This is a genomic window from Izhakiella capsodis (assembly GCF_900115045.1).
In the GTDB taxonomy this organism is placed as follows: domain Bacteria; phylum Pseudomonadota; class Gammaproteobacteria; order Enterobacterales; family Enterobacteriaceae; genus Izhakiella; species Izhakiella capsodis.
Genome location: NZ_FOVC01000007.1, coordinates 1 through 13,171 on the forward strand (window position 1 = coordinate 1; position 13,171 = coordinate 13,171).

Genomic DNA, 13,171 nt, shown 5'->3' on the forward strand with positions numbered 1-13,171 from the left:
TTGAGAGTCCTGAAGGGACGTTGAAGACGACGACGTTGATAGGCCGGATGTGTAAGCGCAGCGATGCGTTGAGCTGACCGGTACTAATGACCCGTGAGGCTTAACCTTACAACGCCAGAAGCGTTCGGGGTGAGTTGAGAGAATTTTTGGCTTGTTGACGGACAGAGAACAGAGTTGTGTTCTGCGCAGAGAAGAGGCGGGACATGACGTAAAGAATTTGCCTGGCGGCAACAGCGCGGTGGTCCCACCTGACCCCATGCCGAACTCAGAAGTGAAACGCCGTAGCGCCGATGGTAGTGTGGGGTCTCCCCATGCGAGAGTAGGGAACTGCCAGGCATCAAATAAGACCATCCGGTGACGAGGGATGGGAGAAATACCTGAAGCTGTGCGATAAGCAGCATCAGTACAGAATCGGTGGAGCGGTAGTTCAGTTGGTTAGAATACCTGCCTGTCACGCAGGGGGTCGCGGGTTCGAGCCCCGTCCGTTCCGCCACCCTTTTTAGGGGCGTAGTTCAATTGGTAGAGCACCGGTCTCCAAAACCGGGTGTTGGGGGTTCGAGTCCCTCCGCCCCTGCCATTAATACTAATCCTTTGCTTATGCGAAGGATTTTTTCTTAAAACTAATCCTTTTTTGAACCACGCTAACCTGCGGTTCTTAATCTCTTCTGCTAATATATTTCTACCGGATATTTGATCAGCTGATGTATATGTGACTGTTGGTCACTGCTTTGTAACCAGACGGCATAAAGCGATCGCACAACGGCCGGTGTCTCAGGGATCACCAAGAGATCACCATATTTCTCACCCCAGTGGGCCGGTAGAAAAGCACAGGCTCCTGTAGTCTGTAAAAGTTGGCGCGTCAGCAAAGCGGAGGTCGTCGTCAGGATCGAGACAACATCTGCACCTTCCATAACGCTTTCATGCTGATGGAAATCAGCACCCCACTCCAGCTTGATGTAATCGTATTTATCCCTTTTTTCGCTGTGTCTTGAACGGAACAAGTTCAACGTGATATGGCCAATTTCTTGACTGGTCAGTTCGTCCATCTTGGGCGCTTCAGTAGTGATCAGCAGGTCCAGCTGCCGTTCGTGAAGCTGTTTAACCATTGAATGACGTTGAGCTATTCTCGCCTCCAGGCATAAACTGTCGCGGTTTTCATAAAGCGTTTGCAGCCAGGGTGTCAGATAAACCTCCCACAAAGAGGCGCTGGCTCCGATTGACAGTTCATTATGCTGATGAGTATGAGAAACCTCTTTTTTGGCCATCATCCAGGTACTCATCAGGCTTTCAGCATAGGGGAGCAGGCGTTCCCCAGCGGATGTAAGTCGAATATTGTTTCGGTGGCGGGTAAAAAGATTCACACCAAGCTGATTTTCAAGCTGGCGTATGCGGAAACTGACGGCTGATTGTGTCAGATAAAGTGCTTCAGCGGCTCGGCCAAAGTGGCGTGTTCTACTCACTTCGAGGAAGGTTTTGAGTAATTCCGAATCCAAAGCCATCTCCTAAAAAAAATTTGTCGTTATGATTTAAATGTTTTGTTTTACAGTCTGTCAAGCCTATCTAATACTCCGCGCCATTAACAGCACGGCCATTAAGAATCAGGAGCGTGTAAAATGGCGGATAGCTTTGCAACAAGTAATCGTTTTTTTGATAATAAAAATTATCCCCGCGGTTTTTCCCGCCATGGTGACTTCACCATCAAGGAAGCTCAGCTGCTTGAGCGTCATGGTCACGCGTTTAACGAACTGGATCTGGCTAAACGTGAGCCAGCTACGGACGAAGAACGGCGGTTCCTCGATGTCTGTCGTGGTTTGCGCGAACCGCAAACCGAATCAGAGCGAGTTTGGATAAAATACATGGCTCGCATTAAGCGGCCTAAACGCTTCCATACCCTGTCTGGCGGCAAGCCTCAGATGGAAAGCATAGAAGATTATTCTGACAGCGATGATTAACTGTGCTTAAACGAGAGGGGTGCATAGCCCCTTTTTTATTGGCTCCGCTCAAGATGAATAAACAGTCTGTCTACAGCCCGGTAGCTAATTGCTTCCATTAAGTGATGGCGTTCGATGTTCTTATCGCCAGCAAGATCGGCCAGTGTCCTGGCTACCTTGAGCAAACGCTGCCATGCTCTGACTGACAATCCTAACTTATTAAATATCTCCTCAAGCCAGATAGCATCGTTGTTGTTAATATCACAGTGTTGGTTGACGTTCTGATTACTCATTAACGCATTAATTTTGCCGCAACGTATTAGCTGGCGCTCTCTTGCGGCCCGGACCCGGGCGCGCACCGTTTCGCTGGTCTCTCCCTGTAACTCACGATTACTGAGCATGCCAGGGGGGAGAAGTGGAACCTCCAGTGACAGGTCAAAGCGATCCAGCAAAGGGCCGGACAAGCGTGACAGATAGCGTAACGTCTGCTGCGGCGATGCGCGACTATGCTGCCCGGTATAATGCCCCGATGGGCTTGGGTTCATTGCCGCAATCAGTTGAAAGCGGGCGGGATAAGTGACTTTAGCGCGTGTGCGTGAAAGATGGATTTCCCCTGATTCCAACGGTTCGCGCAGAGAATCAAGCGTACTGCGACCGAACTCCGGTAATTCATCAAGAAATAACACGCCATGATGGGCCAGCGATATCTCTCCGGGGCGAGGAATAGTTCCACCGCCGATTAAGGCGTAACGAGATGACGTATGGTGAGGCGCTCTGAACGGCCGCTGGCGCCATTTTTGCCAGGGAGTTGAGGCGCTGATCAGGCTGTTAATCGCCGCGCTCTCCAAGGCCTCTTGTTCGCTCAAAGGGGGTAATAAGCCTAGCAAACGAGTTGCCAGCATCGTCTTACCCGTACCTGGCGGCCCTAGCAGCAGAAGGTTATGACCTCCCGCCGCTGCAACTTCCAGCGCTCGCTTGGCCTGCTGCTGACCGATTATATCTCTCAGGCAGGGTAGAGCGCAGGCATTCGGTGCTTCGGGCGTTGATATCACTGCTTTTTCCAGTGTCTGGCTACCATGAAAATATCCACTTATCTCCTGCAAATGGCTGGCAACCAGGCTATGTCCATGATTGATTAAACCAACCTCCTGCTGATTTTTAACAGACAGAATTAACTGGCGGTCAGCATCCAGGGCGGCCATCGCTGCCGGGATTGCACCCTGTACGTTCCGTAACTCACCGGTTAGGGCAAGTTCACCAACAAATTCGTATTTATTAAGCCGATCAGTTGGTATCTGGCCTGATGCGGCAAGAATTGCCATTGCGATTGGCAGGTCATAACGGCCACCTTCTTTTGGTAGATCGGCAGGGGCCAGATTTACGGTGATGCGCTGAGCGGGAAAGGTAAAACCACTATTGATAATGGCACTGCGTACCCGATCCCGCGCTTCTTTCACCGTAGTTTCAGGCAGACCAACAAGGGTAAAGGCAGGTAAGCCACTGCTAATGTGTGCTTCAACTACAACCTGCGGCGCATCAACGCCGATAGCCGCCCTGGTATAAATTAGTGCTAAAGACATGCTGTAACTCCTTTTTGTCAGACTGATGCAAAAGCCATCTGACGCAAAGAAGCGGTTTAAGCTTCTGCGAGTTGGTGCGCAACTGCCGTCTAATTATCACAAGTTTACCGTTTCAAATGGATGCTGGGTTCCCGAATCAGGCGCATTAATTCATCATGAATCGGACGTATGCAGATGAATTCGCCGAAATCATTTATCTTTGTTTTATCAGGCTTTTTAAGATGATAGCGCAAAATGAGATTAAAAAAAGTTGAAAGAGGTATCTAAACTGTGATAACTCTGTAGGTATTACTTCGGACAAATGAGTTATTCGAGTTAACATGAAAGCTATTCTACGAGTCGTCAGCCTAGTCGTCATTCACGTCGTGGTGATTATTACCACGCCGCGCGGGGCTACGCTCGGAGGAATAAAGGCTTAATAAACAAGTCGATTTTCTAGAGAACCCCCGCACCGAAAGGTCCGGGGGTTTTTTTATTGTTCAACTTCAGTACTAAGGAACACACCATGATTACTAGCATAGAATGCTGTTGTTCCCATAAAGAGAAGGGAGATTCGTAGATATGACAGGAGCACAGTGGGTTGTTCAGGCATTGCGAGCACAGGGTGTCGAAACCATATTTGGTTATCCGGGCGGCGCAATAATGCCTATTTATGACGCACTCTATGATGGTGGCGTCGAACACCTTCTGTGCCGCCATGAACAGGGTGCCGCAATGGCTGCCATCGGCTATGCACGTTCAACTGGCAAAGTTGGCGTTTGTATTGCCACGTCTGGCCCGGGAGCCACTAATCTGATTACTGGCCTGGCCGATGCGCTATTGGATTCGGTCCCGGTAGTGGCTATCACCGGGCAGGTTGCATCCCCGTTTATCGGTACCGATGCTTTCCAGGAAATAGATATTCTTGGCATGTCATTGGCCTGTACCAAACACAGTTTTTTGGTTCAATCACTCGATGAACTGCCCGCCGTAATGGCTGAGGCCTTCGTTATTGCCTCCTCGGGGCGCCCAGGACCGGTGCTGATAGATATCCCTAAAGATATTCAATTAGCCACCAGCAACCTGAATCCGCATCTGATATCCGTCGAGGAACAACCCGAACCTTCCCTTAACGATCTGAAATTCGCCCGGGAAATGCTGGCTAAAGCGCAAAAACCCGTTCTGTATATTGGTGGTGGCGTAGGCATTGCAGGAGCCGTTCAGGCACTGCGGGAGTTTACGGCCTTCAGCGGAATACCGACGGTTGCTACGTTAAAAGGTCTGGGGGCGCCGGATCCAGACGATGCCTGTTACCTCGGTATGTTGGGTATGCATGGCGTTAAAGCGGCTAATCTGGCGGTTCAACAATGTGATTTGCTGATTGCCATCGGCGCCCGATTTGACGACCGGGTTACCGGCAAGCTGGATACTTTTGCGCCCCATGCGGCGGTAATCCACCTCGATATCGATCCCGCCGAACTGAATAAGCTGCGCCGTGCCCATATCACGATTAAAGGTGATCTGAACAAATTATTGCCCGCGCTGGCCCAGACGTTATCAATCAACGACTGGCGTAACACGGTGCAGATGCTGAAAAAAGAACACGCCTGGCGCTATGATCACCCGGGCGAGGTTATCTTTGCTCCGCTGTTGCTTAAGCAACTGTCCGATCGTAAACCTGAGTCTGCTGTCGTGACGACCGATGTCGGTCAGCATCAAATGTGGGCGGCTCAGCATATGCGTTTCACGCGCCCGGAAAATTTTATTACTTCCAGCGGGCTTGGCACTATGGGGTTTGGCCTGCCTGCTGCTGTAGGTGCGCAAACTGCACGTCCGGATGATACGGTGATTTGTGTCTCCGGCGATGGCTCCTTCATGATGAACGTACAAGAGCTTGGCACCATTAAGCGCAAACAGCTGCCGGTGAAAATCCTGCTGTTGGATAACCAGCGTTTGGGCATGGTACGCCAGTGGCAGCAGCTGTTTTTTTCCGAACGATACAGTGAAACCAATTTATCCGATAACCCCGACTTTTTAACGCTGGTTAGTGCCTTTGGTATTCCCGGCCAGCGGATCACCCGAAAAGACCAGGTCGACGCTGCATTAGACGCTTTGCTGCACAGTGAAGGGCCATACATGCTGCACGTTGCTATTGACGCACATGAAAACGTCTGGCCACTGGTTCCACCGGGAGCCAGCAACGAAAATATGATGGAGCAAACCTTATGATGCAGCATCAATTGTCTATCGAAGCGCGCTTTCGTCCGGAAATACTGGAGCGCATTCTGCGTGTTGTTCGGCACCGGGGTTTTCAGGTACGTACCATGAACATGGCCGCAACTAACAACGCTGATAGCATTAATATTGAAATGACCATTGTCAGTCAGCGCTCGATCGATTTACTGTCAGCACAGTTAAGCAAATTGCTGGATGTTGTCTGCGTCGAAATTCATCAGCAGGCTTCGCAAAAATTCACGCATGGTCAGTTGGTTGAATCGATCTGACTGCACCAGGGCATTGATAATAAACAACATAACATACCGCGCCCGGCGCGAAAGGAATTGAGAATGTCGACGAAAAAAGCTGACTTCATCTGGTTCAATGGTGAGATGGTGAAATGGGAAGAGGCTAAAGTCAGCGTTATGTCTCACGCTCTGCATTACGGCTCTTCAGTATTTGAAGGTGTGCGTTGCTACGACACACACAAAGGTCCGGCAGTTTTCCGTCATCGCGAACATATGCAGCGTCTGCACGACTCGGCGAAGATTTATCGCCTGCCCATCAAGTACAGCGTTGATGATCTGATGAACGCCTGCCGTCAAGTATTGCGTAAAAATAATCTTAAAAGCGCCTATATCCGCCCTCTAGCTTTCGTCGGAGATGTTGGTCTCGGTGTTAACCCGCCGGATGGCTTTACCACCGACGTCATTATGGCCGCCTTTCCTTGGGGAGCCTATCTGGGGCCGGAAGCCCTGGAGCAGGGCATTAGCGCGATGGTTTCATCCTGGAATCGCGTTGCACCGAATACCTTGCCTACTGCTGCAAAAGCGGGGGGCAACTACCTGTCTTCTTTGCTGGTCGGGAGCGAAGCACGTCGCCATGGCTATCAGGAGGGAATTGCGCTGGATACTCATGGGTATATTTCAGAAGGCGCCGGTGAAAACCTTTTCGAAGTTAAAGACGGCATTCTGTTCACTCCGCCGTTCACCTCCTCAGCATTGCCGGGCATTACCCGCGACGCGATTATTAAGCTGGCACAGGATATCGGCGTTGAAGTACGCGAACAGGTATTGTCACGCGAGTCATTGTATCTGGCCGATGAGGTTTTCATGTCTGGCACCGCAGCGGAGATTACTCCGGTACGCAGCGTAGATGGTATTCAGGTCGGCGAAGGCAAACGCGGCCCAGTCACCGAACGTATTCAGAAAGCTTTCTTCGGACTGTTCACTGGCGAAACCGCTGATAAATGGGGCTGGCTTGATCCAGTAAACCCCTAATAACGAGATAATTTTGCGGGTCGCTATCCGGCTTTGATTCTTCGCCTCAGAACGTGAAGCTAATTGCTGACAGGCCCGCTCCTATTCAGACTGGAGTAAACAGAGCATGCCTAAGTATCGTTCCGCAACCACCACCCACGGTCGTAATATGGCCGGCGCCCGCGCATTATGGCGAGCGACCGGTATGACCGACGCTGATTTCGGCAAGCCCATTATCGCCGTGGTTAACTCCTTTACGCAGTTCGTGCCGGGTCACGTTCATCTACGCGATTTGGGTAAGCTGGTCGCAGAGCAGATCGAAGCTGCTGGCGGCGTAGCCAAAGAGTTCAACACCATTGCCGTTGATGATGGTATTGCGATGGGTCACGGCGGAATGCTCTATTCTCTGCCATCGCGCGAGCTGATAGCTGACTCAGTCGAATATATGGTTAACGCCCACTGCGCGGATGCCATGGTCTGTATTTCTAACTGCGATAAAATCACCCCGGGGATGTTGATGGCGGCGCTGCGCCTGAACATACCGGCGATTTTCGTCTCCGGAGGCCCAATGGAGGCGGGTAAAACCAAGCTGTCGGACCAAATAATCAAGCTGGATTTGGTCGACGCAATGATTCAAGGTGCCAACCCAAAGGTCAGTGATGCCGATAGTGAACAGATTGAACGCTCGGCCTGTCCGACCTGCGGCTCCTGCTCCGGAATGTTCACTGCCAACTCGATGAACTGCCTGACCGAAGCGTTAGGGCTTTCACAGCCGGGAAACGGTTCCCTTCTGGCGACACACGTCGATCGCAAGCAGCTATTTTTATCGGCTGGCGAACGTATCGTTGGCCTGGCAAAGCGTTATTACGAGCAGGATGATAGCAGCGTGCTGCCTCGAAACATCGCCAGTAAAAGCGCATTTGAGAACGCGATGACGCTGGATATCGCTATGGGGGGGTCTACCAACACGGTTCTACACTTGCTGGCGGCGGCTCAGGAAGGCGAAATAGATTTCAATATTTCTGATATAGACCGCCTGTCGCGCAAAGTTCCGCATTTGTGCAAGGTGGCACCCAGTACGCAAAAATACCATATGGAAGATGTACATCGCGCCGGTGGCGTGATAGGTATTCTTGGCGAGCTGGACCGCGCCGGTCTGCTGGATACGTCGGTAAACAACGTGTTGGGTACGACCCTGCGCGAAACCCTGAACAACTTCGACATTATGCTTAGCGACAATCCGGCGGTGAAAAATATGTTCCGCGCCGGCCCTGCGGGTATCCGTACAACCCAGGCATTTTCCCAGGAGTGCCGTTGGGAAAGTGTCGACGACGATCGCAAAGAAGGATGCATACGCTCACGCGAACATGCTTACTCACAGGATGGCGGCCTGGCGGTACTGTACGGTAATCTGGCTGAAGATGGATGTATTGTAAAAACGGCGGGCGTGGATAAAGAAAGTCTTAAATTTCGTGGGCCGGCTAAAGTTTATGAAAGTCAGGAGGATGCTGTCGAGGCAATCCTGGGTGGAAAAGTCATCGCTGGCGACGTGGTCGTTATTCGTTATGAAGGACCCAAAGGTGGTCCGGGGATGCAGGAGATGCTTTATCCGACCACTTTCCTGAAATCTATGGGGCTGGGTAAAAGCTGTGCGCTTATCACCGACGGCCGCTTTTCCGGCGGTACCTCAGGTCTTTCTATCGGACACGTCTCGCCTGAAGCGGCAAATGGTGGCACCATCGCGCTGGTAGAAAACGGCGACATGATCGATATCGATATTCCCGGACGCAGCATTCAGCTGGACGTGGCGGATCATGCGTTACTCGCCCGGCGAGAGAGACAGCAGGCGCGTGGCGAGGCGGCTTATACCCCGCAGGATCGCCAGCGTGAAGTCTCCTTCGCGCTGCGTGCTTATGCGTCACTGGCAACCAGCGCCGATAAAGGCGCCGTTCGTGACAAGAGTAAACTGGGAGGCTAAAGGATATGGCTGAATCTCAACCGCTATCTGCAAATCCCTGCGGAGCGGAATACCTGCGGGCGGTACTACGCTCACCAGTGTATGAAGTGGCACAGGTTACGCCACTGCAAAAGATGGAGAAACTTTCTTCTCGTCTGAGCAATACCATTCTGGTTAAACGCGAAGATCGTCAGCCGGTACACAGCTTTAAGCTACGCGGTGCCTACGCCATGATTGCCAGCTTGAACGAGGAGCAGAAAGCGCGCGGGGTGATCACGGCCTCGGCGGGCAATCACGCCCAGGGTGTGGCGCTCTCCGCCACCCGGCTGGGAATTAAATCGCTAATTGTGATGCCGCTGGTTACCGCCGACATCAAGGTCGATGCGGTGCGCGCCTTTGGCGGCGAAGCGTATCTTTTTGGTGCTAATTTCGATGAGGCAAAAGCCAAAGCCATTGAGCTGGCGCAGGCTGAAGGATATACCTTTGTTCCGCCTTTCGATCATCCGGCGGTCATTGCCGGGCAGGGCACACTCGCCATGGAGTTACTACAGCAGGACGCGCACATCGACCGGGTGTTTGTACCGGTCGGCGGCGGCGGCCTGGCCGCTGGCGTAGCGGTACTGATTAAGCAGCTGATGCCGCAAATAAAAGTTATAGCAGTTGAAGCGGAGGACTCGGCTTGTCTGACAGCGGCTCTCCAGTCTGGAGAGCCGGTAGACTTACCGCGCGTCGGACTGTTTGCTGAGGGCGTGGCGGTTAAACGTATCGGTGACGAAACTTTCCGCCTTTGCCAGTCACATCTTGACGATATTATTACCGTAGACAGCGATGCTATTTGTGCGGCGATGAAGGATTTATTTGAAGACGTACGTGCGATAGCGGAGCCGTCCGGCGCGCTGGCACTGGCCGGAATGAAAAAGTACATTCAGCGGCACAATATCCAGGGTGAACGCCTGGCGCATGTCCTTTCCGGTGCGAACGTCAACTTCCACGGCCTGCGCTATGTTTCTGAACGTTGCGAGCTGGGTGAGCAGCGCGAAGCGCTGCTGGCAGTGACTATCCCTGAAAAGCAGGGCAGCTTCCTGAATTTCTGCCAGCTGCTGGGCGGCCGTCAGGTGACCGAGTTCAACTATCGCTATGCCGATGAGAAAGACGCCTGTATTTTCGTTGGCGTACGTCTGACGCGTGGCCTGCAGGAGCGAGCGGAAATTATCGGCCTGCTACATGGGGGGGGCTATAAAGTTGTCGATCTTTCCGACGATGAAATGGCTAAACTGCATGTACGCTACATGGTCGGAGGTCGCCCCTCTAAGCCGCTGCATGAGCGGCTTTACAGCTTCGAATTTCCTGAAGCCCCAGGGGCGCTGCTGAAATTTCTGCAGACACTGGGAACGCACTGGAATATCTCATTGTTTCATTATCGTAGCCACGGTACCGACTACGGCAGGGTGCTGGCGGCGTTTGAGCTGAGCGAAGCGGAACCGCGTTTTGAGCAGCATCTGACTGCGCTGGGCTATGACTGCCACGATGAAACCAGTAACCCGTCTTTTCGTTTCTTCCTGGCGGGAAACTGATTACAAGATGCTCCAGAATGCCGCAATAAGCGGTTCGCTAAGCCGCTTTTTTTGTACGCAGACGCCCAGCTCGAATGGCGCGACCGAGGTCGCATTGCCCAGCTCCAGGATGCGGTTTCGTACCGGGTCCGGACTGTTTTCCAGCACTACATCGGGCAGCAGAGCGATACCACAGCCGAGGGCGACCATTGAAACAATCGCCTCATGGCCGGAAACAGTGGCATAAATTTGTGGATTCGCAATATGTTCACGACGAAACCAGAGATCGATACGATGTCGCGCCGGCCCCTGCTCCGGCAGGATAAAGGGGACTTTAGACCAGTCTGGCTTTTCTTCGCTGGCAAGCGTGTGTACCGGGCAGGGTAAGGCCGGTGCAATCAGAATCAGCGGGATCAGCCCCAGCGCGATAAAGTCGATGCTGGCAGGCAGATTTTCCGGTCGACCGGCAATGGCCATATCGGCCGCGCCGGACTGCACTTTTTCAACAGCATCAGCGGCATCGCCGGTAGTCAGTTTTATTTCCACCTGTGGCTGTTCGGCGCGAAAACGGTCGAGGATCGGCGGAAGATGACTATAGGCGGCTGTAACGGAGCAAAACAGATGCAGTTCACCGCTGAGCGATGGAGCGTGCTGAGCTATGGCGTGACGCATTTGCTGATATTGCAGCAGCGTTTGCTGGGCGAAGTGTCGCAGCTGTTCGCCAGACCCGGTTAGCGTCACGGTACGGTTATCGCGCAAAAAAAGAAACTGGCCCAGCTCGTCTTCAATGCGCTGGATCTGGCGTGATAGGGTCGAGGGACTGACATGCATGGCACGTGCCGTGCGGCCAAAATGGCGGTTTTCCGCCAGATGAAGAAACAATTTGAGGTCTCGTAAATCCATGCGCAGCCTACCGGGTTATTGTTGTAATTATTGCAACATAGTGTTGTCAATATATCAATTTAAGCAACATATTTCCTGTCATATTATGGAGATATTTCCGGCAGCGCCGCGTATCGTGCTACAGACACAATAATGGCAAACACTAATAACGAGGGATCCATGGCTAATTACTTCAACACGCTGAACCTGCGCAATCAGTTAGCGCAATTAGGGAAATGTCGCTTCATGACGCGCGATGAATTCGCCGATGAAGCCAGCTATCTTAAAGGGAAAAAAGTGGTCATCGTGGGCTGTGGTGCTCAGGGTCTCAATCAGGGACTGAATATGCGCGATTCCGGCCTGGATATCTCCTACGCCCTGCGCCCTGAAGCCATTGCTGAGAAGCGCGCTTCATGGCGCAAAGCCAGTGAAAACGGCTTTAAAGTGGGTACCTACGAGGCGCTGATCCCGCAAGCCGATCTGGTAGTCAACCTGACGCCGGACAAACAGCACTCTTCGGTTGTTAAGGCCGTTCAGCCACTAATGAAAGATGGGGCGGCGCTGGGCTATTCTCATGGCTTTAACATTGTTGAAGTGGGCGAAAACATCCGTAAAGACATCACGGTTATCATGGTGGCGCCTAAGTGTCCGGGGACCGAAGTTCGCGAAGAGTATAAGCGCGGTTTCGGCGTACCGACGTTGATAGCTGTCCATCCGGAAAACGATCCTAAAGGTGAAGGTATGGCGCTGGCGAAAGCCTGGGCTGCCGCAACGGGCGGTCACCGCGCTGGCGTACTGGAATCATCTTTCGTGGCGGAAGTGAAATCCGACCTGATGGGTGAGCAAACCATCCTGTGCGGTATGCTACAGGCCGGTTCTTTACTGTGCTTTGATAAGCTGGTGGCTGAAGGCACCGACCCGGCCTATGCCGAAAAACTGGTTCAGTTCGGCTGGGAAACTATCACTGAATCGCTGAAATTTGGCGGCATTACGCTGATGATGGATCGTCTGTCCAACCCGGCCAAGCTGCGCGCTTACGCACTGTCTGAGCAGCTGAAAACCATCATGGCGCCGCTGTTCCAGAAACACATGGACGACATTATTGCCGGTGACTTTTCCGCAGGGATGATGGCGGACTGGGCCAATGATGACAGAAACCTGCTGACATGGCGCGAAGAGACCGGAAAAACGGCGTTTGAAACGGCACCACAATTTGAAGGTAAAATCGCCGAGCAGGATTATTATGACCAGGGCGTGCTGATGATCGCTATGGTTAAAGCGGGGGTTGAGCTGGCGTTTGAAACGATGGTTGATGCTGGCATTATCGAAGAGTCGGCTTATTACGAATCGCTACATGAGCTGCCGCTGATTGCTAATACCATTGCTCGTAAACGTCTGTACGAAATGAACGTGGTTATCTCCGATACCGCAGAATATGGTAACTATCTGTTTTCATTTGCCGCCGTTCCATTGCTGAAAGATTTCATGGGGACGTTGCAGGCGGGGGATTTGGGCAAAGCGGTTGCCGGAAGTGCCGTGGACAACGCCCAGCTGCGCGACGTTAACGAAGCGATCCGCAACCATCCAATCGAAGTGGTTGGTCGCAAACTGCGTGGCTATATGACTGATATGAAACGCATTGCTGTTGCCGGATAAGTCACAATAAAAATAAAAAAGCGTCCCCTCAGCCGGACGCTTTTTTTATGGCTGGCTTTGTTAAACAACAGCTAATGATCGATACCTGCTAAAGTGCCGTGACCGCAGTTTGTGGTAGTTGGTGCCATATTTGCAGTACCAGCGTACCGCTGACAGG

The 13,171-nt window shown here is 52.3% G+C and carries 11 protein-coding genes, 2 tRNA genes and 2 rRNA genes; 12 read left to right on the forward strand and 3 right to left on the reverse strand.

Annotation, left to right across the window (positions count from 1 at the left end):
* The 4 genes from BM191_RS10815 to BM191_RS10830 form a co-directional block, all read left to right on the forward strand.
* Positions 1 to 108, forward strand: a 23S ribosomal RNA gene (locus BM191_RS10815); the annotation flags it as partial.
* 112 nt (positions 109 to 220) lie between these two features.
* Positions 221 to 336: ribosomal RNA gene (rrf, locus tag BM191_RS10820) — 5S ribosomal RNA — on the forward strand.
* Between the two features lie 80 nt (positions 337 to 416).
* Positions 417 to 493, forward strand: a tRNA-Asp gene (locus BM191_RS10825).
* Positions 494 to 501: 8 nt separating this feature from the next.
* Positions 502 to 577: transfer RNA gene (locus tag BM191_RS10830), tRNA-Trp, on the forward strand.
* 91 nt (positions 578 to 668) lie between these two features.
* Here the strand turns inward: BM191_RS10830 and hdfR are convergent.
* Positions 669 to 1,493, reverse strand: coding sequence for an HTH-type transcriptional regulator HdfR (gene hdfR / locus BM191_RS10835; protein WP_092878319.1), 825 nt, complete (start codon positions 1,491 to 1,493; stop codon positions 669 to 671).
* A 120-nt stretch (positions 1,494 to 1,613) separates the two neighbouring features.
* Here hdfR and BM191_RS10840 point away from each other — a divergent pair, with 120 nt between their 5' ends.
* On the forward strand, positions 1,614 to 1,952 hold the full coding sequence (locus tag BM191_RS10840) for a DUF413 domain-containing protein (protein ID WP_092878046.1): 339 nt from the start codon (positions 1,614 to 1,616) through the stop codon (positions 1,950 to 1,952).
* 35 nt (positions 1,953 to 1,987) lie between these two features.
* On the opposite strand, the gene BM191_RS10845 is transcribed toward BM191_RS10840, so the two are convergent.
* Positions 1,988 to 3,511, reverse strand: coding sequence for a YifB family Mg chelatase-like AAA ATPase (locus BM191_RS10845; protein ID WP_092878048.1), 1,524 nt, complete (start codon positions 3,509 to 3,511; stop codon positions 1,988 to 1,990).
* Between the two features lie 320 nt (positions 3,512 to 3,831).
* Between BM191_RS10845 and BM191_RS16550 the strand changes: the two genes are divergently transcribed.
* The 6 genes from BM191_RS16550 to ilvA all read left to right on the forward strand — a co-directional run bounded on the left by BM191_RS16550 (position 3,832) and on the right by ilvA (position 10,497).
* Complete coding sequence (locus BM191_RS16550) at positions 3,832 to 3,930, forward strand: IlvGEDA operon leader peptide (RefSeq protein ID WP_143088818.1); 99 nt, start codon at positions 3,832 to 3,834, stop codon at positions 3,928 to 3,930.
* Between the two features lie 142 nt (positions 3,931 to 4,072).
* Complete coding sequence (gene ilvG / locus BM191_RS10850; RefSeq protein WP_092878050.1) at positions 4,073 to 5,719, forward strand: acetolactate synthase 2 catalytic subunit; 1,647 nt, start codon at positions 4,073 to 4,075, stop codon at positions 5,717 to 5,719.
* Complete coding sequence (gene ilvM / locus BM191_RS10855; RefSeq protein ID WP_092878052.1) at positions 5,716 to 5,994, forward strand: acetolactate synthase 2 small subunit; 279 nt, start codon at positions 5,716 to 5,718, stop codon at positions 5,992 to 5,994. Before ilvG ends, ilvM begins: the two co-directional genes overlap by 4 nt.
* Before the next feature lie 63 nt (positions 5,995 to 6,057).
* Positions 6,058 to 6,987, forward strand: a complete 930-nt coding sequence (locus BM191_RS10860) for a branched-chain amino acid transaminase (protein ID WP_092878054.1) — start codon at positions 6,058 to 6,060, stop codon at positions 6,985 to 6,987.
* A gap of 106 nt (positions 6,988 to 7,093) precedes the next feature.
* Positions 7,094 to 8,944 carry a dihydroxy-acid dehydratase gene (ilvD, locus tag BM191_RS10865; RefSeq protein WP_092878056.1) on the forward strand — a complete coding sequence of 617 codons (1,851 nt, stop codon included), beginning with the start codon at positions 7,094 to 7,096 and terminating at the stop codon, positions 8,942 to 8,944.
* 5 nt (positions 8,945 to 8,949) lie between these two features.
* Positions 8,950 to 10,497, forward strand: a complete 1,548-nt coding sequence (gene ilvA / locus BM191_RS10870; RefSeq protein ID WP_092878058.1) for a threonine ammonia-lyase, biosynthetic — start codon at positions 8,950 to 8,952, stop codon at positions 10,495 to 10,497.
* Here the strand turns inward: ilvA and ilvY are convergent, their stop codons facing one another.
* Positions 10,498 to 11,379: an HTH-type transcriptional activator IlvY gene (ilvY, locus tag BM191_RS10875; protein WP_092878060.1), complete on the reverse strand. Its 882-nt coding sequence runs from the start codon at positions 11,377 to 11,379 to the stop codon at positions 10,498 to 10,500.
* Positions 11,380 to 11,538: 159 nt separating this feature from the next.
* On the opposite strand from ilvY, the gene ilvC reads away from it, so the two are divergent.
* Positions 11,539 to 13,014, forward strand: coding sequence for a ketol-acid reductoisomerase (gene ilvC, locus BM191_RS10880; RefSeq protein ID WP_092878321.1), 1,476 nt, complete (start codon positions 11,539 to 11,541; stop codon positions 13,012 to 13,014).
* Positions 13,015 to 13,171 lie beyond the last annotated feature (157 nt).

Excerpts from the sequence above, each read along its gene's own strand:
- BM191_RS10840 (WP_092878046.1), top strand. The coding sequence starts at position 1,614 with ATGGCGGATAGCTTTGCAACAAGTAATCGTTTTTTTGATAATAAAAAT.
- BM191_RS10845 (WP_092878048.1), bottom strand. The coding sequence starts at position 3,511 with ATGTCTTTAGCACTAATTTATACCAGGGCGGCTATCGGCGTTGATGCG.
- BM191_RS16550 (WP_143088818.1), top strand. The coding sequence starts at position 3,832 with ATGAAAGCTATTCTACGAGTCGTCAGCCTAGTCGTCATTCACGTCGTG.
- ilvG (WP_092878050.1), top strand. The coding sequence starts at position 4,073 with ATGACAGGAGCACAGTGGGTTGTTCAGGCATTGCGAGCACAGGGTGTC.
- ilvM (WP_092878052.1), top strand. The coding sequence starts at position 5,716 with ATGATGCAGCATCAATTGTCTATCGAAGCGCGCTTTCGTCCGGAAATA.
- BM191_RS10860 (WP_092878054.1), top strand. The coding sequence starts at position 6,058 with ATGTCGACGAAAAAAGCTGACTTCATCTGGTTCAATGGTGAGATGGTG.
- ilvD (WP_092878056.1), top strand. The coding sequence starts at position 7,094 with ATGCCTAAGTATCGTTCCGCAACCACCACCCACGGTCGTAATATGGCC.
- ilvA (WP_092878058.1), top strand. The coding sequence starts at position 8,950 with ATGGCTGAATCTCAACCGCTATCTGCAAATCCCTGCGGAGCGGAATAC.
- ilvY (WP_092878060.1), bottom strand. The coding sequence starts at position 11,379 with ATGGATTTACGAGACCTCAAATTGTTTCTTCATCTGGCGGAAAACCGC.
- ilvC (WP_092878321.1), top strand. The coding sequence starts at position 11,539 with ATGGCTAATTACTTCAACACGCTGAACCTGCGCAATCAGTTAGCGCAA.